At 69.8% G+C, this 18845-nt stretch carries 14 protein-coding genes and 2 pseudogenes; 2 read left to right on the top strand and 14 right to left on the bottom strand.

Annotated features, from left to right (window positions below):
• Positions 1–10: 10 nt before the first annotated feature.
• The 8 genes from ABT115_RS13635 to ABT115_RS13600 are packed head-to-tail and all read right to left on the bottom strand — an operon-like array spanning position 11 to position 8504.
• Entirely contained in the window at positions 11–166 is a 156-nt protein-coding gene (locus tag ABT115_RS13635) for a hypothetical protein (protein ID WP_351788110.1), read from the bottom strand.
• Positions 163–765 carry a hypothetical protein gene (locus tag ABT115_RS13630; RefSeq protein WP_351788108.1) on the bottom strand — a complete coding sequence of 201 codons (603 nt, stop codon included), beginning with the start codon at positions 763–765 and terminating at the stop codon, positions 163–165. The genes ABT115_RS13635 and ABT115_RS13630 overlap by 4 nt, the downstream gene beginning before the upstream one ends.
• 2 nt (positions 766–767) lie before the next feature.
• Entirely contained in the window at positions 768–2753 is a 1986-nt protein-coding gene (locus ABT115_RS13625) for a DUF4962 domain-containing protein (protein ID WP_351788105.1), read from the bottom strand.
• Between the two features lie 3 nt (positions 2754–2756).
• On the bottom strand, positions 2757–4547 hold the full coding sequence (locus ABT115_RS13620) for a heparinase II/III domain-containing protein (protein ID WP_351788102.1): 1791 nt from the start codon (positions 4545–4547) through the stop codon (positions 2757–2759).
• Positions 4535–5299: an SDR family NAD(P)-dependent oxidoreductase gene (locus ABT115_RS13615; protein ID WP_351788099.1), complete on the bottom strand. Its 765-nt coding sequence runs from the start codon at positions 5297–5299 to the stop codon at positions 4535–4537. The genes ABT115_RS13620 and ABT115_RS13615 overlap by 13 nt, the downstream gene beginning before the upstream one ends.
• Before the next feature lie 45 nt (positions 5300–5344).
• The gene (locus tag ABT115_RS13610) at positions 5345–6268 is read right to left on the bottom strand and encodes a carbohydrate ABC transporter permease (RefSeq protein WP_351788096.1); all 924 of its coding nucleotides are present in this window, start codon (positions 6266–6268) and stop codon (positions 5345–5347) included.
• Complete coding sequence (locus ABT115_RS13605; protein WP_351788093.1) at positions 6255–7223, bottom strand: carbohydrate ABC transporter permease; 969 nt, start codon at positions 7221–7223, stop codon at positions 6255–6257. The genes ABT115_RS13610 and ABT115_RS13605 overlap by 14 nt, the downstream gene beginning before the upstream one ends.
• 12 nt (positions 7224–7235) lie before the next feature.
• Complete coding sequence (locus tag ABT115_RS13600) at positions 7236–8504, bottom strand: ABC transporter substrate-binding protein (protein ID WP_351788091.1); 1269 nt, start codon at positions 8502–8504, stop codon at positions 7236–7238.
• A 224-nt stretch (positions 8505–8728) separates the two neighbouring features.
• On the opposite strand from ABT115_RS13600, the gene ABT115_RS13595 reads away from it, so the two are divergent.
• Positions 8729–9850 carry a LacI family DNA-binding transcriptional regulator gene (locus ABT115_RS13595; protein ID WP_351788088.1) on the top strand — a complete coding sequence of 374 codons (1122 nt, stop codon included), beginning with the start codon at positions 8729–8731 and terminating at the stop codon, positions 9848–9850.
• Positions 9851–9895: 45 nt separating this feature from the next.
• Here ABT115_RS13595 and ABT115_RS13590 read toward each other — a convergent pair whose 3' ends face one another.
• The 4 genes from ABT115_RS13590 to ABT115_RS13575 form a co-directional block, all read right to left on the bottom strand.
• Positions 9896–10117, bottom strand: a complete 222-nt coding sequence (locus ABT115_RS13590; protein WP_351788085.1) for a hypothetical protein — start codon at positions 10115–10117, stop codon at positions 9896–9898.
• 9 nt (positions 10118–10126) lie between these two features.
• Positions 10127–11347: an MFS transporter gene (locus ABT115_RS13585; protein ID WP_351788082.1), complete on the bottom strand. Its 1221-nt coding sequence runs from the start codon at positions 11345–11347 to the stop codon at positions 10127–10129.
• Between the two features lie 359 nt (positions 11348–11706).
• Entirely contained in the window at positions 11707–12582 is an 876-nt protein-coding gene (locus tag ABT115_RS13580; RefSeq protein ID WP_351788079.1) for a phosphotransferase, read from the bottom strand.
• Between the two features lie 76 nt (positions 12583–12658).
• A complete protein-coding gene (locus ABT115_RS13575) occupies positions 12659–14509 on the bottom strand; it encodes a serine hydrolase domain-containing protein (RefSeq protein WP_351788077.1) in 1851 nt (616 codons plus the stop codon).
• A 492-nt stretch (positions 14510–15001) separates the two neighbouring features.
• On the opposite strand from ABT115_RS13575, the pseudogene ABT115_RS13570 reads away from it, so the two are divergent.
• Positions 15002–15073 (top strand): annotated as a pseudogene (locus ABT115_RS13570) (hypothetical protein); the annotation flags it as partial.
• A 366-nt stretch (positions 15074–15439) separates the two neighbouring features.
• Here ABT115_RS13570 and ABT115_RS13565 read toward each other — a convergent pair.
• Together ABT115_RS13565 and ABT115_RS13560 are read right to left on the bottom strand one after the other, a co-directional pair.
• Positions 15440–17155, bottom strand: coding sequence for an ATP-binding protein (locus ABT115_RS13565; RefSeq protein WP_351788074.1), 1716 nt, complete (start codon positions 17153–17155; stop codon positions 15440–15442).
• 445 nt (positions 17156–17600) lie between these two features.
• Positions 17601–18776, bottom strand: a pseudogene (locus ABT115_RS13560) (AfsR/SARP family transcriptional regulator); the annotation flags it as partial.
• Between the last annotated feature and the right edge of the window lie 69 nt (positions 18777–18845).

Raw genomic sequence — 18845 nt, 5'->3', positions numbered from 1 at the left:
CCCCGCCCGCTCACTGGGGGCACGCACCGGTCGGCGCGTACTCGCTTCCGGACGGCGACACATAGTACGCGGTGGCTGTTTCGGCGGCCACGGACGCTGGGGGGAAGGCGAGTGGGGCGCCGGCGGCAAGCGCGGCGACGAGAGTGGTGCGTAGTACACGGCTCATGGGGTGTGTCTCCTGGGATCTGCGAAGGACAGAGCAAGTAGTACGGGGATGCTGGGGCCGAGGAGCAGCGGGCCCAGCGGTACGACGAGGGAGAACAGCGCGGCGGAGATCACCGCGCCGAGCAGTGCGGTGCCACGGGCCGCGGACCCGAAGCCGAGAACCAGCGCACCGCGCGACCAGGCACGGACCGTCCCCTGCGGCGACCGGCCCGCCTCGGCCGCGAGCGTCACATGGTGGATGACCAGGGCGGCCGCGATGCCCACCTGTGCGGCGAGCAGCACGAACGTCCACGGTTCCGAACGGCCCAGCAGATAGAAGATGTTGGCGGTCAGGACGATCCCCGCCGCGGTGGACGCCACAGAGTGTTGCCACAGGGCCCGCCAGTAGTGCGGGAAGGTGCTGAACGCGTTGGTGAAGCAACGGCTGTCGCCCTCCGCCCGCCACCGCTGCAGGGCGTGCCCCATCGTGGCGAGCGCGGGCAGCCAGGTCACGACACCGAGCGACAACACGGCGAACGCGGCCCCGGCAGCGGCCGGGTAGGCCACGAACTCCAGCCGCCGCAGCAGCGTCGGCCAGCCGGATGAGAGGGGTGCCCGCACGATCAGCCGACCTTTCCTGTGTACGGCTCCGGGACATCGAGCAGCACGCGGCCGTCCAGCTCCAGCCGGGTGGCCGCCACCACATACGGGGCGTAGCCGTCGCCGCCGAGCAGCACCGCCGCCGCATCGGCCGAGACGGCGGCGGTACGGATGCGGCGGGCGACGGGGGAGAGGAGCACGGTCTCCTCGCCGAAGGTGACGCCCTCGCCCTCCGCACACACGACCCGCTCCGCGGCGACCGGTTCGGCGCCCGGGGTGATGGTGGTGAGGAAGAGACCGTTCGCCGACCGCGCGGTCGTCGAACGTAGTGTGTGCAGCGTGCGGGTGAGGCGCAGCTCCGGCGTGCTGGACGTCGGATTGGCTTCGATCTCGGTGGCCTCGGAGACGATCGAACCGTCGAGCGGCGCGAACTGCCGCACCAGCGCCGAGGCCGCCCCGGAACGGATCAGTCGGCCGCCGTCCGGCTGCGGCTCGGTCGGCCGGTCGGTCTGGAGCAGGAACGTCCATTCCCGCTCCGTGTCCGCCTCGGCGAGGTCCAGCAGTACGAGCTGTCCCGAAGGGGTGAACACCAGCGTCCGGTCCAGTCGCCGCACGCCGAGCCCGGGGGCGTACATCGCGGCGATCTCCGCCGTGGCGTGCGCCCAGCCGCAGTCGGGGGCGGCGAGCACATCACGCTGCCGGGCCTGCCGCTCGTACGGGATGTCCTTGTAGACGTGGTAGCGGTCCTCGTCCGCGTACCCCTGCCCGTCCACCAGCAGCAGGTTGTGGTGCGCGGCCCGCTTACGGTTGCTGTAGCCCTCGTCGACCGCGAGGAACGCACCCTGCGAGACCAGCACGAACGAGCCCGAATCGGGGTGATGGTGTCCCTGATTGAGGGTCTCCCAGCCCTGCTCGGCCCGGTGCTTCGCCGACGTCTCCCAGGCCTTGTGGCCACCGCCGGGACTCGCCTTGAACGAGACGAGCGTGGCGTCGTCGTCCCATCCGGTACGGGCCGCGAGCAGACCGAGATCCGGGAAGTAGGCCGTGGTCTCGGTGGGACGGGCGCCGGCCACGGACGGGTCGTACCAGAGGTATTCGAGATACGCCTCCGGCAGAATCCCGGGCCGCACCCCGCTCTCCGCGGCCTCCTGCCACAGCAGTTCACCCGAGGCGAGATCGCCCATCCACTGCGCCTGAGGGATGCCGTACTGGGCCGCGAGACGGTAGTACAGACCGGCGCTGTGCCCACTGCGCCGGTCGTGACAGTCGCCGTGGTCGACGTTGAACGCGAAACCGGGGGCGGTCTGGTGCAGCCGGTAGCGGAAGGTGCGCGACAGGAAACCGCCCCGCCCCCACCAGTCGATGCCCTCGGCCTCCTGAAGGAGGTCCAGATGCATGGCGAGAAAGGGCACGCCATAACGCCAGTACACGACACCTTCGGCGTGCGAACCGTCCTCGGGCATCAGATCGAGGACCGTGCCGAGATTGTCCTTGGCGCGCTCGGTCCACTCCTCCTTGCCCAGCACATAACCGGCCGTCGCCAGACCCGCGTAACAGATCCAGTTGTGGTTCTGCCAGTACGACGACGACCACCAGCCGCCCTCGCTCGCCACGGCGTACTCGTACATCCGCCGCCCCTGGAGCAGCAGCTTGTACCGCAGCAGCGACCGCACCCCGTCCGGCAGATCGTCACCGATCCACCGGTACGCGAGCGACAGATGGTGCAGCAGCCAGCCTGCGTCCAGATCGTGGTCCGGCATATGAGCCTTGCCCCAGTGCGGCAGCCGCACCGCGGCCTCGATCCAGCGACGGCTCTCCACAAGATGGGCCGGATCGCCACCGACCCGGTAGGCCAGCGCCGGGTTGGAGGCGGCCGGGCCCAGCCAGGTGATGCTTGCGAGAGGGTGCGTACGGGGCGGGGTCAGCCCGCGGTGCCGGGCGGCCTCCTCGTACAACCGCACCTCCTGCGCGAGGCGCGGGCCGGGCGGCGGGGTCGCCGAGAGCAACAAGGCTCAGCCCTCCGTCCGGAACAGTGCGGTGCTGCCGTCGGCCAGCGAGACCATCAGCAGTCCGTCACCGCCCAGCTGTACGTCGGTGACGGCAGGGCCCGCCGACGCCGCCTGATACACCGAGGCGAAAGTGATCCGGTCCGACTGCGCGGTGAAGTCGACCCGGGTACGCATGCGCTGCGGATCGTCGGCCGGACCGGGGCCCGGCCGGGTGACCGGACGCACGGCCGCGCCGGGGCTGTGGGTGTGCCAGCCGTGCAGGGTCTCGTCGCCGTACCAGGTGGTGCGCACCGGCCCCGCGGCCTGGAGCTGGATGTCCAGCGCGACACCGGGACGCAACTGCGCGGTGACCCGCCGCTCGTCCTCGGCAGTCACGGTCAGCAGATCGACCAGGTAGCTGCCGCCGAGCGCGACCTGCCGCACCGCACGCACACCTTCGTATGCCGTGGTCACCTCGGCCGTGACGGAGGAGCCGTCCCAGCCAAGCAACTTCCCGGCGCACTCGCCCTGTTCGGCGCCGTCCACCCGGAAGGCGGGGTGTGCCTGGGTGGATGCGTAGAGATCACGGAATTCGGCGTGCGCGTAGGGAACCTGACCGGGGTCGGGCTGCCACGGCGTGGTCTCCCCGTACAGATACAGCGACAGTTTGTCGCGGTGTCCGTGCGAGCCGCCGTGCGGACCGAAGTCCAGCAGTGCGTGGACGCCCGCGTGGTGCAGCACCGCGTATCCGGCGGTGGGGAACACCGTGACCGGCCCGGGCGCCGGACGCTCCGCAAGCGGTGGCCCGGCGAACCATCCGCCAAGTTCGCGGTCGAGCCCGTCGTCGTGCGCGCCGAGCTCGTCACGGGCCTGTGCCGCCACCGCATCAAGGGCGGGAGAGGGAACCAACTGCTTTGCCAGTGCGACAAGTTCGAGCCACTCCAGCGCGAGCGGATCGCGCTGATACGGGCCGTCGTGCAACGCCGGCAGGATGCCGCCCGCAGTGGCGATCGTCGCCAATACGTCCGTCATCCCGGACAGAACGTCCACCACATCGGACGGAACGGCGGCAGTGTCGGTGCCGCGCAGCGCCAGCAGCGCGGCCCGCAGCACGAACCCGTGGTAGTAGGTGCTGCCCTCCCACTCCCAGCCGTCATCGGCGACCGCGACCCGCAGATGCGCATACAGCCCGTGCTCGCCCTCCAGCCACTGCTTGGCGCCGCCCCACTCCTGGCCACGGGCCGCGGCGGCGCCCCGACTCGCCGCCACACCGGCGGCGTTGAGCCACGCCGTGTAATTGGAGGCGAGATGGCCCTGACCGGTCAGCACATCCCGGGCGTCCAGCGCCGCCTGCTCCAAGTCGTCGAGGAGTGGCAGCACCGCTGCCAGATGTTCCGTGGATTCCTCGGCGAGCGTGATCACGGTGTGCCCGATGTTGACCGCCCAGATAGCGTCGGTCAGCGCCTGGTGGAAGAGCCGGCCACGCAGCATCCAGGTCTGTGCCTCGCCGTGCCGCTCGGTGGCGAGCTCCGCGTACAGACCGGCGTACTCGACGAGCCGCTCCACCGCCTGAGCACGCTCGCCCCGGTGGGCGAGCACCCGAAGGTGCCGCGCCCACGCCTGATGCGACAGCACAAGCCAGGCACCGCGCACTGCCTCGTCATCCACCCGGCAGCCGTAGGCACAGCGCGCACCGCCCGCCGGGAAGACCCCGGCGAGCAGATCACCATGGTCGAGCTCCACACCGTGCGCCGGGCAGACGTACGCGTGCCACCAGCCGCCACGCTCCCGGGCGATCCGCCTCAACGCGGCCACACGCCACCGTCGATGTCCACCGTGGTGGCGGTGAGGAAGCCGGACGACGGTGACGCCAGATGCACGACCGCGGCGGCGACATCCTCCGGGGTGCCGGCCCGGCCGACCGGGATGCCGGCCTCCATCGCCTGCTGCGCCTCGGGCGCGGTGAACGTGTCGTGGAAGGCGGTGCCCTTGATGAAGCCCGGCGCCACTGTGTTGACCGTGATGCCGGTACCGCCGAGCTCCTTGGCCAGGCCCTTGGTGAAGCCGCGGACACCGGCCTTGGCCGCCGCGTAGGCGACCGAACCGGGGCCGCCGCCGTTGTGCGCGGCCAGCGAGGACATGGTGATGATGCGCCCGGCCGACGATTTCGTCAGATGCGGCAGCGCGGCCCGCACGGTGCGGAACGTCGATGTCAGATTGGTGGAAATGACCTGCTCGAAGTGGTCGTCGGACATCCCGGCGATCGTGGCCCGGCCGATCAGATGGCCCGCGTTGCAGACCAGGACGTCCAGGCCGCCGAGGAAGCCGGCCGCGTCCTCGACGAGCCGGTCCACATCGCCCGTCACGGTGACGTCGGCCTTGAACGCCTTCGCCCTGCGGCCCAGCGCCTCGATCGCGGAGACCGTCTGCGCAGCCTCGTCGGCGGAGGAGTGGTAGTGGACGGCGACATCGGCGCCGGCCTCGGCAAGGGCGACAGCGATGGCGCGGCCGATTCCGTGGCCCGCCCCTGTCACCAGTGCGCGGGAGCCGTTGAGATCAGCAGACATGAAGTGAAAACCTTTCGATAACCGGCCGCTCAGGACCGGAACCAGTCACTTGAGACCGGCAGTTGCGAATCCCTGCACGAAATAGCGCTGGCCGATCAGGAAGAGAACGACCATGGGCAGGGTGGCCAGCGTGGTGCCGGCCATCAGGAAGTGCCACTGGGGGCCGTTCTCCGTCTTGAAGACGGAGAGCCCGACCTGGATCACCCGCAGGCTGTCCGTACGGGTCACCAGCAGTGGCCAGAGGAAGTTGTTCCACGACGCCTCGAAGGTCAGCAGCGCCACGGTGGTGAGCGCGGGCTTGACCTGCGGCGTCATGATCCGGGCGTAGATCCGGAACTCGCCCAGACCATCGAGCCTGGCTGCCTCCTCCAGCTCCACCGGAAGGTCCAGATAGAACTGGCGGAAGAGGAAGACGGCGAACGGGGTGACGGCGCCGGGAATGATCAGCGCCCACCAGGAGTCCAGCCAGCCGCTGCCGCCCTGGCCGAAGATGTCGTTCCCGCCGGCCAGCGGCATGAAGCGGACGATCAGGAACTCGGGCAGCACCTTGGTGTACGTCGGGATCATCAGCGCGGCGATGAAGGCGTAGAAGATGACCTCGCTGCCCCGGAACCTGATCCGTGCCAGCCCATACCCCGCCATCGACGCCACCACCACATTGAGCACGGTGTGGCTGAACGCGATGATGAAGCTGTTGCGCGCGTACGTTGCGAACGGCGCCGCCTTCAGCGCGTCGACATAGTTCCCGAACTCCCAGTGTTCCGGCAGCAGCCCGGCGTCCTGCGAGGCGATCTCCACCGGTGTCTTGAGCGAGGTGAGCACCATCCAGACGAACGGCGCCACCATCAGCAGCGAGACGACGGTCAGCGTCGCATAGAGCGCGATCCGGCCGGCGGAGAGCGGCTCGCCCTTCGTCCGGGGCCGCGCCTTCGCCACGGCCCCGGGCCTGTGCAGCTCAGTTGTGGCCACGGGTGCCTCCCATGATCCGCCGGTTGACCAGGGTGAAGCCCATCAGCAGTACGAACAGCACCAGTGACTGCGCGGAGGCGTAGCCGACGCGGAACTCCCGGAAGGCGGACTTGTAGATCTCGAACGTCATCATCGTGGTGCTGTTGGCCGGGCCGCCGTCGGTCAGGATGTAGATCTGGTCGAACGACTGGAACGCGCTGATCATCGACGTGATGAGCACGAAGAACGTCGCGGGCTTCAGCAGCGGCAGAGTGATCGAGAAGAACTGCCGCACCTTGGACGCGCCGTCCACCGAAGCCGCCTCGTACAGTTCCTTGGGCAGGGACTGCAGCGCGGCCAAGTAGATGAGCATCTTCATGCCGATGCCCTGCCAGATGCCGACCAGGATCACCGACGGCATCGCCCACGACGTCGACACCAGCCAGGCCTGGCCTTGGATCCCGAGGAACGACAGAAGTGTGTTCAGCAGCCCGTTGCCCGGGTTGTAGATCCACAGCCAGACCAGGGCGATCGCGACGGTCGCCGTCACCTGGGGAATGAAGACCGCGGTACGGAAGATGCCCTGTGCCTTCAGGCCGGTGTGCAGGGCCAGGGCGATGAGCAGCCCCAGCATCATGCCGAACGGCACGGTGAAGAAGGTGTAGACGACGGTGTTGACGATGGACTTGCGGAACACCGCGTCGCCCAGCATTTCCCGGAAGTTGTCCAGGCCCACGAACTGCGGCGCCGTCAGCACGTCGTACTTCGTGAAGGCCAGAACGACCGATGCGACGACCGGCAGGCCGATCCAGAGCGAGGCATGCAGCAGCGCGGGCGCCACCATCAGCATGCCGGCGCGCTGCCGGCGGCGCCCCGGGCCGGTGGGTGCCCGGCCGGTGCGTTTCTTCGCGACCGTGTGCTCGGTCGGGGAAGGCGGCCGCGTGGGCCTCGCCTTCACTACGGATGTCGCTCCCACAGTGACGGGTCCTTACATCCGGCCGATGGCGGCCTCGGCGAGCCGGCCGAGTTCCGCGATGGCGTCCTTCGCGGACTGGCCGCCCACGATCGCGGGCTCCAGCGTGGGCTTGATCTTCTCGCGGATCTCCATCCAGGCAGCGGTGCCGCCCTCCGAGTACGCGTCGCCCATGCTCTGCAGGGAGAGATCGACGAACTTGTTCTCCTTCACATAGCTGGAGTCGCTGAGATCCTTCAGACCGGGCACCGAACCGCGCTGGATGGCCGCACCGAGGATCGACTCGGGCGTCGCGAGGTACTCGACGAGCGCACGGGCCGCCGCCGGGTGCTTGGAACTGGCGGACTGGGTGACAAGGGTGCCGCCCTGGAGCATCGCGGGCTTGCGGTTGGCGAGGATGAACGCCCCGAGCTTGTCGTCCTTGAGGAGTTCCGGATTCTGTTCCCCGACCTGATCCCACAGGGCACTGCTCGTCATCATCATCGACGCCTTGCCGGTCTGTACGTTGGTCGGGGCACCAAGGTCCGTCTTCTTGGTGTAGTCGGCGGAGCCGTCCTTGATCAGGTCCTTGAAGAACTGCAGCGCCTCGACCCCGCGGGCGTCGGTGAACAGCACCTTCTTGCCGTCCGCGCTGAACAGCTGGCCGCCGTTGGCGAAGAGGAAGGTCTCCCAGCACTGGCGCAGATGGATGGAGAACGGGTCGAACCCGATCCGGCCGTCCTTGGTCAGCTGCTTGGCCGCGGCACGCAGTTCGGCCCAGTTCGCCGGGGTCTTCTTGATGCCAGCCTCGGCGAAGTGGTCCTTGCGGTAGACGACGATGCGGGTGTCGAGGACGACCGGCAGCGCGTACAGCCTCCCGTCGTACCGGGACGGCTCCAGCACCCGCTTCTCGTAGTCGTGCGCGGTGGCGAACTTCTCCGGAAGCTCGGCGATCGCCTTCTTCGCGGCGAACGGCGGGATCCAGCCCACGCCCATCATCAGCACGTCGGGCAGCAGACCGCCCGCCAATCCGGTGGTGATCTTCTCGTTGAGCTGTTCGTACGTGGTGTAGTCCACGTTCACCTTGACGTCCGGATACTTCTTCCGGAACCCGCCGAGTATCTCCTTCTCCAACAGCGTCTTGCCGTCGGCGTCTTCGTAGATCGGGGTGAGCAGCGTGATCTCGCCTTCGGCGGGGCCGTTGGCGGAGTCGGCCGCCAAAGTGCCGGTACCGCACCCGCTGAGGGCGGCGGCAGCGGTGCCGGCGCCGATGGCAGCAAGCAGCGACCGTCTTTTGAGTTCCATGGGACACCCCTTTTGAGGTGGAAGCTGTGGATCGATCCAGCGATGGCAACCCGGCCATGGCTGGGAAGCGCTGGTAAATCGATGCACTGATGCTAGGAACGCCGTGAGAGAGACGTCAACAGCTGATGTGCATGAATTTTTAAGGACGTTGACTCGTGTAACGGTGAACAGAGTTGAGTAAATCGATACACTCAAGGTCAGATGCGTTCCGAACCGGAGGTGGCATGAGCGGGGTAACGATCCATCAGGTCGCGGAGGCTGCGGGGGTCTCCGCGAGCACGGTCTCCAACGTCCTCAACGGGCGTACGGGCCGCATGCAGGCGACCACGCTGGCCCGTGTGGAGCAGGTGATCGAGCAGCTCGGCTATCGGCCCAACCGTGCGGCCCGGATGCTGCGCACCGGCCGCATCAAGGTCATCGGTCTCATCGTGCCGTCCGTCGCCAACCCCTTCTGGGGGGCGCTGGCACGTGAGCTCGAGGCCATCGCGCTTGCCGAGGGCTATCACGTACTGCTCTGCAACAGCGAGCGCGATCCGGCCCGCGAGCTCAAGTACGGCGAGGAACTGCTCGCGGACGGGGTCAGCGGAGTGGTGCTCTGCTCCTCGCTGCCCTCGCTCGACCATGTGACACCGCTGCTCAGCCGCGGACTGAACATGGTCGCCTTCGACCGAACCGCACAGGCGGGCGACCCGCCGTCGCTGGCCTCCATCAGTGTCGACAACGCGATGGGAGCCGAGCTCGCCACCCGTCATCTGACCGAACTCGGTCACCGCCGACTTGCGTTCGTCTCCGGCTCGGTCAACAGTGTCAACCGCCGTGAGCGACTGCGCGGCTTCCAGGCTGCCCTGGAGTCGGCCGGTCTCGACCCGGCCGACGCGATTGTCTGGCCCGGCGCCGACACCGCCGAGTTCGGCGACAAGGACGCCGCCGAACTGGGGCGGAGCGCGGCCAGGGAACTTCTCGTCGGACCGCGCCCGCCCACCGCGTTCGTCGCCATCAACGACATGTGCGCGATCGGGATCTGCCGGGGCGCCAAGGACGCCGGGCGCAGCGCGGGACAGGACGTCTCCGTGGTCGGCTTCGACGACATCCTCCTCGCCGACCTCTTCGAACCGCCGCTCACGACGGTCCGCCAGCCACTGCCGGAGATGGCTGCGGAGACGTTTCAGCAGCTGCGGGCACGGATCGACTCGGCGCCTGCGGCGGGACGTTCGCTGCTCATCCGGCCGAGACTGGTCGTACGGGAGTCGACGGCCCCGGCCCCCGCCGGTGTGGCCGCCTCTGTGCCGGTGCCGGTGCCGGGGACGAGCGGAGGCGGGCAGCGGGTGGCGGGACGGTCGGCGTAGGGCGTCGCACCGCAGCGGCGAGTGCGGGCAGTTGGGCCGCCGAGGTCACCCGTCCGTGAAGGCCAGGCCGGCCAGACCGGCTGAGATCACCAGAATCCCCGCCATTTCGGCGGCGGCGAGCCGCTGGCCCAGCGCGGTCACGGAGGCAACGGCCTGAGAGGGTTGCGTACCGGGCGCCCTTGAGCAACGTGCGAGGCGCTCGCGGAGGGCCTTCTTTCCGTCGATGTCCACGAAGACGCCGACCTGCGTCGCCGGGGATCGGCTCAACCACGGCACTCAGAGACGATTGATGCGGTATACGTCCCGTACACAGAGGTTGAGGAACGTGGCAACCACGATGGCGCCGGCACAGACCAGGAGGACGGTCCGATCGGCCCAGGCATGTGAGGCGAGCGCGGTGACGAGGTAGCCGAGCGGGATGGCGATACGCTCCCCGACACCGTTGAACGAGCTCATGCGGCCCAGCTCCTCCTGGGGCACGTTCTGTTGGAGCGCGGTGTTCCACGCCACGATGGCAACATCCAGCCCGACGCCCGCGAGCACGGCACTGTGCAGCACCCAGGGCAGGGCCAGGCCCAATCCCAATGCCGCCGGTGGCAGGCAGAGCCCGGCGCCGGTGATGACGGCAACGGCCAGCAGACGGTCAGGCTTCCAGCGCAGGCACACCACCGTCCCCGCCAGCAGCCCGAATGCGAACGCGCCCTGGACGAGCCCCCAGAAACGCGCCCCCGAGTAGTGCTCGGCGGCGACGACCGGACCGAGGAGCTGATAGCCGGCCAGCCACGCGGCGACCACGACCGTTCCGGCGGCGGTGTACGCCCACAGCCAGGTGCGTGAACGGAAGCCGGACCAGCCCGCCCGCAGGTCGGCCAGGGCACTGCCCGTCGTGACCGGCGCGTCCAGCCGCAGGCCGAGCAGCAGGAGCGCTGCGACCAGGAAGGTGAGCGCATCCCACGACAGGGCCCACGCCGGGCCGCCGACCGCGACGATCAGACCTCCGACGACGGGGCCAAGCACCTTGATGGCGTTGTTCGGAAGCCGGACCAGCGCATTGGCCTGCTGCAAGTGCTCCGCCGCGACGAGCTGTCCCACCACGCCGACCGCGGCCGGCGCGGTGAAGGCCACGGCCACCCCCGATGCGAAGCCGCACGCGGCAATCGAAGCGGTTGTCGCATGATGAGTGGCCACCAGCACGGCGAGCACCCCCTGCGCGGCTGCGGACAGGAGATTGCCCAGAAACAGAATCCGGCTTCGCGACAGACGATCCGCGAGGACGCCACCCGCGATGGTGAAGACGATCGTCGGTACGGAGTTCGTGGCCAGCACGACGCCGAGCGACCCGGCTCCGCCGCCCTGTCCGATCACCGCATAGGCGAGTGCGAGGGGAGCCATCGCGGACCCGGCCGCCGAGATGAGATTGGCGAAAACGAATCGCCGGAAAGCAGCAACTCGCAATGGTTTCAGGGAAGTTGTTGGTAATTCAACCGCGGCTTTCATGTTCCTCCTGAGGACGCCCGGCGGGCACCCTACCTCCCTCCCGGAGCAGTCGAAGCGGTGCGTGTACGGCCGCCCCGGGCAGCTGGGGCACTGGAACAGGTACACACCCCCGAGGTCGCCAAGGGTCGGCCCCGCGCCTTCCAACGGTCGCCGCGAACCTCCACCGGCTCCCACGCGCGTCGCGGACGGGAATTCGTTTCGGTGCCCGGGGCGGTGGAGAGGTGGTACTGGTAGTCGCAGCCGGTTGCGCCGGATCTCATTTCGTGTCGACCCGCTGACCGCAGAAGGTCATCCCCCTGCCGGCATTTGCAACGCTTTGCTCAGCACAGCTCCGCCGCAGCACACGTGCCCTCCGCTCCTCACACGCGTTGCTCGGCCAGATCGAGCCAGTGCTCGACGTCGCCCGGAGGGAAATGCCTGATGGCCCAATCGACCATACGCAGACTCATATGCGCCCAGGAGGGACGCAGGATTTCGTCGGGCAGGCCGTCCAGAATCTCGTCGAGGCGGCTCGTCACGCCCGCGGCCTGCTCGTTCGCATGCAGCCCGAAGCGCAGGGTGACCAGGTCGAAACGGCGGTCGCCCCGGCCGGCGCCGTCCCAGTCGATGACGCCGGTGACCGAACCGTCGAGGGCGAGCAGATTGCCGTGGTGAAAGTCCTGGTGCACGACGTCGTCCCCGGGCAGTTGGTGTGGGTGATCGGCCCCGACCGACCTGACCCGGTGCTCCAGGGCACCACTGCGCCGGCTGTGCCGACGCAGTGGCTCGTGAAGACAGTAGCCGGGGCCGTCGTCGAGCAGATACAGGTTCAACAACGGGACATCAGCACGCCCGGCCAACAGTCCGACCTGCGACTCGTTGAGGGCGAGTGCCTGCTCCAGCCCATGGTGGTCCAGACACTTCACCGGCGCACCCGGCAGGCATTCCTGGACCAGAACGACCGCGTGATCCACCTGGACCGCCAACTCCGTCGACGGACAGGGATACCCGTGCGCGCGCAGCACTTCGCACACCGCCAACGGCCCCGCCCGCAGATCCTCGAGCCGGGTGTCCTGCCGCCACTTCAGCACGGACCGGTGGTCGTCCGGCCACCGCACGTACGAGGCACCCACCTCGCCTCCCGGACAGGGCCCCTCCACCACCAGCCGGACACCTGTCTCGGCGTACAGGGCCTCTGTCAGCCGACCGGCATCAAGCCGCTCGGTGCGCGTCCAGTTCTGGGGGGAAATAGTCATCGGAGCATTCTCCGTCGCGGGAGCCCGTCCCGTGGAAGGGGGTGCCGCAGCCCGCCCCAATCCGCCGCAGCCCGTCTCAGTCCGCCGACGCCGTCCAGCCCAGCGCCTCGATGCCCGCGGCATCGCCGGACCGGCTCTCGTCGAAGACCGTCCGGTTGCCGTCCTCGACCCGGACGGCGTCCACGTACACCCCGCGCCCGACGTACCGCTGATCCGTGGCGTACCGCCACCGCAGTCGCACCTCCTTGCCGCGCCATGCGGCGAGGTCCGCGTCGAGACGGTGCCAGACCCGGCCGGACCAGCCGGAGACCGAGCCCGTCGGATGTGGTTCGGGCGTCGGGTGGTGCTGACCGGCCATCGGTGCGGTGGTGAACGGCACCGCCTGCCAGGTCGCCCCGGCGTCCGCCGACGCCTCCAGGAAGAGGAAATCGGACCCGGGCTCGGTGTCCCACCAGAGGGCCGAGCTCAGCCGGGCCCGCGACGACGCGAGACGCAGCACGGGCAGCGTGAGCGTGGCGCTGGTCGCGCTCGCCATTCCCGAGAACCACGCCGTACGCTCCCGGGCGGGACGGACCGAGACGGCGCGCGCCATCTGGTTGGCGGTGGCGACGCGCGGCGCGCTGCCGGAGCGCCAGCTGCGCACCGGGTGCACCGAATTGCCGAGGACGATGAGGAACGAGTCGGTCGTGGGGTCCAGGACCAGACTGGTTCCGGTGAATCCGGTGTGGCCTGCGGTACGAGGGGTTGCCATCGCCCCCATGTACCAGTGCTGGTAGAGCTCGAAACCAAGTCCGTGTGCATCGCCGGGGAACGCGGTGTTGAAGTCCGTGAACAGCAGGTCCACCGATTCCGCGGAGAGAATCCTCGCGCGGCCGTAGACGCCGCCGTTGAGCAGCGTACGGGCGAGAATCGCGAGGTCCCAGGCGCAGGAGAAGATTCCGGCATGGCCGGCCACGCCGTCCAGACTGTACGCGTTCTCGTCGTGCACCTCGCCCCAGACCAGCCCGCGGTCGAGGCCGGACCAGGGGAGCCGGGCATCCTCGGTTGCGGCGATCTTCGGCTTCCATGAGGCCGGCGGCTTGTACCGAGTGCGGTGCATGCCGAGCGGAGCAGTGATCTGCTCACGGAGCAGGACATCCTGCGTGCGGCCGGTGATCTTCTCCAGGACAAGTTGCAGCGAGATCAGATTGAGGTCGGAGTAGAGGTAGACCGTGCCGGGCGGGTTGGCAGGCGCCTCGTTCCAGAGCAGCTCCAGCTTTCCCTCCCGCGTCGGTGCCTTGTACAGCGGAATCCAGGCGCGGAAGCCCGACGTATGCGTGAGCAGCTGACGGATCGTGATGTCCTGCTTGCCGCCACCGGCGAAATCCGGCAGATACGAGGCAACCTTCGCCTCCAGCTCCAGCGTTCCGCGCTCGATCTGCTGCACTGCCAGGATCGAGGTGAACAGCTTCGACACCGAAGCCAGATCGAAGACCGTGTCCTCGGCCATGGCGATCTGCTGGTCGGGCGGGAACTCGACCCCGGTGTCGGTCTTCTCGTCGTACGCCGCGTAGCGCACGGCCTTGCCGATCGGGTGGTGCAGCGCCACTGTGCCGCCGCGCCCGGCGAGCAGCACCGCACCGGCGTACCAAGGGTGCTTGGGGGAGTCGGAGAGGAACTTCTCCGCATCTACGACCAATTGGTCCAAAGGTTCCTGCAACAACCCTGCGCGGGCGGCAGATCCGCGCCGCAGAGTCGGGCGTGCCTGCCCGGATGCCGCGCTCGTTCCGATCCCTCCGTGCATACCCGACGACCCCGCCCCCGACTCCATGGCCGACGCCTGCTCCGCGAACGGAATCGGCGCCAGGGCGAGTGCCCCGCCCAGGGCCAGCATCCCACCGCCCAGCCTCCGTCGGCTGATCCCTCTGCCCGCCGCGTCCTCGGTCATTCCGGAACCCCTTCCCGCTGCGCGAAAGTAACTTTCGAAATTTCGTCCCACAATGAAACTTCCTACCGCACGCGACATGGTTGTCGCCATCGACCGGGACGCGGCAGCGCGGGCCGCGAAGAAGTGCCAGGCCCTCGCCAAGGCCAAAGAAGCTGTTGTCCAACTCCCGCTGGGCTCGGAACGCCTGGCACGGCCGCTCACTGCGTTGCCGAAATGTCCTAAAAGCTCCCTCCCCGAGCTCTCAAGGAGCAGGGGAGACCCCATCCGAGGACACTCCGGCGCCTTGCGATCGACCGCACCAGACGCCCCGAGCTGATCCAGCGGGGGTTTGACAACAGCTTCAAAGGTCGAACCCTGACGCCGGTCAGCCTGGCATGGGACGCCGACGCAGTTCTCACCGCGGCCCCGCCACCAGATCAGCACCCGTGGACCGGCGGATTCCGCCCCGCCACCGACGTGGAGCACCTGGGGCGCCGCCTGATCGGCAATGACATGACGGCCGCCATCGGACAGGTACAGTTGCGCCGCCTCGCGGGATTCGTCGCCCGGCGCTCGGCCCTCACCGAGGTGTACGACACCGGGCTCGCCGGACTCGACGGGGTGCGGCTGCGGCCCGTCCGCCCGCGGGGCACCGCAGTACCCACTACTTCTACTGGGTCCAGTTCGCCGAGGACATCCGCGACCGGGTCGCCAAGACGCTGCTGGAGCGCGGCATCTACACGACCTTCCGCTACATGCCGCTGCACCACGTCCCGCTCTACCGCTACGGAGGGCAGGGCCGCCCCCCGTCCTGCCGGGCACCGACGAGGCCTGGTCCACCACGCTGCTGCTGCCGCCGCACCAGGCGCTGCGGGAGGACGAAGTGCACACCGTCGTCAGGGAGTTCACCGCTGCCGTACGGGAGTGCCGGGCCGCCGGGGATCCGCCGGCTCAGGGCTGAGAGGGCAGGTCCCCGGCCACCGACCTCAGCTCGTCGAGGTCGGCCCGGCGGCCGTCCGCGTACGCGTCCCGGTAGGCCCTGTCGCCGAGGGCGCCACGGACCTTCGCTGTGATGCGCTCGATGTCGCCCCGCTCCGCCGGCGCCGGCGGAGCGTTCGTCGCCTCCCCGGCCTCGGCCGCCGCACCCAGCAGCCGCGCGGCATCGCGGTGGCGGCCAAGCTGCGCGTGCACTCCGGCCAGTCCCACCAGCGCGATCACCACCCCCCGGGGGTCCCCCGCCAACTGCCGTGCGACGTCGAGGCCTTCCAGGTGCAGGGCCAGCGCGGCCCGGGTTTCGCCCCGCGCCTCCGCGATGAACCCCAGCTCGGGCAGGATCAACGCCAGCGGCAGGGTGTTGCCCAGTCCCGACCGCTCCTGCGGCATCCAGTCGAGCACTCGCCGCAGATGTGTCTCGGCCATCTCCAGCTTTCCCGCCTTGCGGGCCGCGATCCCAAGCCCCATCTCCCCGAAGATCTCCCCCGGTTTGAAGCTGTGCTCCCTGGCGAGCCGGATCGCCCGCTCGTGAAGCTCCCTGGCCTGCTCGAACTCGCCGGTGAGCATCGCCACCCGGCCGAGCCAGGAGAGCCTGCTGGAAACCTCCGACCACAGGCCCAGCTCCTGCGCGGTGCGCAGCCCGGTCCAGTGCAGTTCGGTGGCCTCCTCGTAACGGCCGGCGATCTCGGCCAGGTTGCCCAGGGAGTCCGTCGCCTGGAGGTACCCCCAGCGGTCGCCGATGTCCCGGAAGAGCGCCGCACTGCGTTCGCCGTCCCGTCGGAGCGAGGCCAGATCCCCGCGCACCATCGCGTGCTTGGCGCGGGTCCCCAGCGCCGCCGCCGTGCCCCACCGGTCGCCGAGCCCGTCGAAGGCGGCCAGCGCCGCGCCGACGAGTTCCTCACTGACCGATAGATCGCCGAAGTCGCACTCGATGAAGCCGAGGAACCAGCGCGCCCGCGCCCGGTCGGCGGGCTCGTCGTCCCCCCGGTCCAGCGCCTGTGCCGCCCGCCGCCTGGGTCCGTCGTCCGCCGCGTCCCCGGACAGCACCGTGAAACCAGCCTGCCAGGCCAAGGCCACCGCGCGGACGGCGCCCGGCACAGGCTCCGTCTCCCCGCCGTCCGGGGCCGTCGCGTCCAGGGCCGCGCCGAGCTGTCGCATGCCCTCGCGGAGCCGCCCGCGCAGGAACCAGTACCAGGCCAGTGAACTCGCGAACCGCAGGGCCGCGTCTTTGGCGCCCGCCCGGTTCTCGGCCGCGTCCCGGATCACGCCGGTGAGCGCGCTGCGTAGGTTTCCGCGCTCCGTGTCGAGGAGGTCCAGCCACCCCTGCTGGTCCGCGGTGTACAGGTGCGGCCCGGCCCGTTCGGCGAGCTCCCGGTAGTGGCGCCGGTGACGCCGCACCGGCTCGGTGTCCCCGGCCTCCCGCAGTTTCTCGCGGCAGTACTCGGCGACGGACTCCAGCAGCCGGTAGCGGTGGCCGCCCACACGCTCCACGGCCACCACCAGGGAGCGGTCCACCAGCCGCGCCAGCAGGTCCAGCACGTCCCGGGCCGCCACGTCCTCGCCGCCGCACACGGCCTCGGCCGCCTCCAGCGTGCAGCCGTCCACCTGGACGGCCAGCCTGCGCAGCACGATGCGCTCGGGCTCGGCCAGCAGCTCCCAGCTCCAGTCGATCATCGCGCGAAGCGTCTGCTGACGCGGAGCGGCCCCCCCGGCACCCGGCGGCCAGCAGCCGGAATCGGTCGTCGAGCCGGGCGAGCAGGCCCCCTACGCCCAGAGCACGGATCCGGGTGGCGGCGAGCTCCAGGGCGAGCGGGATGCCGTCGAGTCTGCGGCAGACCGTGGAGACCGCGCGGGCGTTGTCCGCGGTCAGCGAGAATCCGGGCACGATGTCGCGGGCGCGGGCCACGAAAAGCTGTACGGCGCTGGACCTCTCCAGCGCCTCCGGGCGTGCGTCGTCCGCGGGGTCGGGCAGCTCCAGCGGGGGCACGGGCCATCGGGCCTCGCCCGCGAGCTGGAGCGGCTCCCGGCTCGTCGCCAGGATCCGCAGGCCGGGCGCGGCCAGCAGCAGGGTCTCGGTCAGCGCCGCGGTGGCCTCGATCAGGTGCTCGCAGTTGTCGAGGACCAGCAGGACCTGCTTCGTGCGCAGATAGTCCGTGAGCTGCCCGGCCGGTGTCCTGCCTCCCCCGGCGGCCTCGGGGTCCGCAGCGGCGGCCTCGTGCACCCCCAGTACCGCCATCACCGCCTGGGCCACCGACTCGGTCGCCGGCTCCGCCTGCTCAGGTACGCCGGAGCGCGCCAGCGGGGCCAGTTCCACCAGCCACACCCCGTCGGGGAACGTGCCGACGGACCGGCTCGCGGTCTCCAGGGCGAGCCGGGTCTTGCCCACTCCGCCGGGCCCGATGAGGGAGACCAGACGGCCCGCCCCGAGAAGGGCGCGTACCTCGGCGACGGCCGTGTCCCGGCCGATCAGCGCGGTGATCGGGGAGGGCAGGTTGCTGCCCGCGGGCGTCACCGGGGCGCTGCCGGGGCCGGAACCGGGCATCGGGGTGAGCGCCAGGTCCTGCCGCAGGATCGCCCCGTGCAGACCGACCAGCTCGGCGCCCGGGTCGAGCCCCATCTCCTCGACGAGCAGCCGCTGCAGTTCCTCGTACGTCGCCAGCGCCTCGGCCTGCTGCCCCGATCGGTAGAGGGCGAGCATGTACGAGGCCCGCAGCCTCTCCCGGAGCGGATACCGGCCCACCAGTTCACCGAGCTCCCCGGTCAGGGCCTGGTGCTCGGCCAGCGCCAGCCGGGCCTCGGCCTGGTCCTCGCAGGCCGACAGGCGCTGTTCGCTTAGACGGGTGATCGCAGGCTGGAGGAAGGGCTGATCGTCGAAGTCGGCGAACGCCGCCCCCCGCCACAGCCCGAGCGCCTCGGTCAGCAGGGCCGCGCGTCCCCGCGGCTCCGGAGCCGTCCGGGCCCGTTCGACCAGCGTCTCGAACCGGCTGGCGTCCACCGCGTCGCCGGGGGCCTCCAGCGCGTATCCGGTCGCGAGCGACACCAGCAGGTTCTTGCCGCCGGGCTCGGCCTCTTCCAGCACCCGACGCAACCGGGAGATCTTGATCTGCAGCGCGCCCACCGGGTTGGCCGGAGGGGCGTCGCCCCACAGGTCGTGCACCAGCCGGTCGGTGGAGACTGGGCGCCCACCGTGGGCCAGCAGATCGGCCAGCAGAGCACGGATCTTCTGCTCGGGAATCCTGACCGGACGATGGTCCTCGGTCAGTACCGAGAGCGGGCCCAACACACCGAAACGCATGCGCAACGGTATCGCGTGCCGTCCGACAGGGGAGCGAATGCCGTCCGACAGTGCTCCGAAAGCGCTGCT

The sequence above is a fragment of the Streptomyces sp. NPDC001832 genome (assembly GCF_040297265.1).
Classification (GTDB): Bacteria; Actinomycetota; Actinomycetes; order Streptomycetales; family Streptomycetaceae; genus Streptomyces.
The sequence above is the reverse complement of the archived record's forward strand: the minus strand, read 5'-3'. Positions and strand labels throughout refer to the sequence as shown.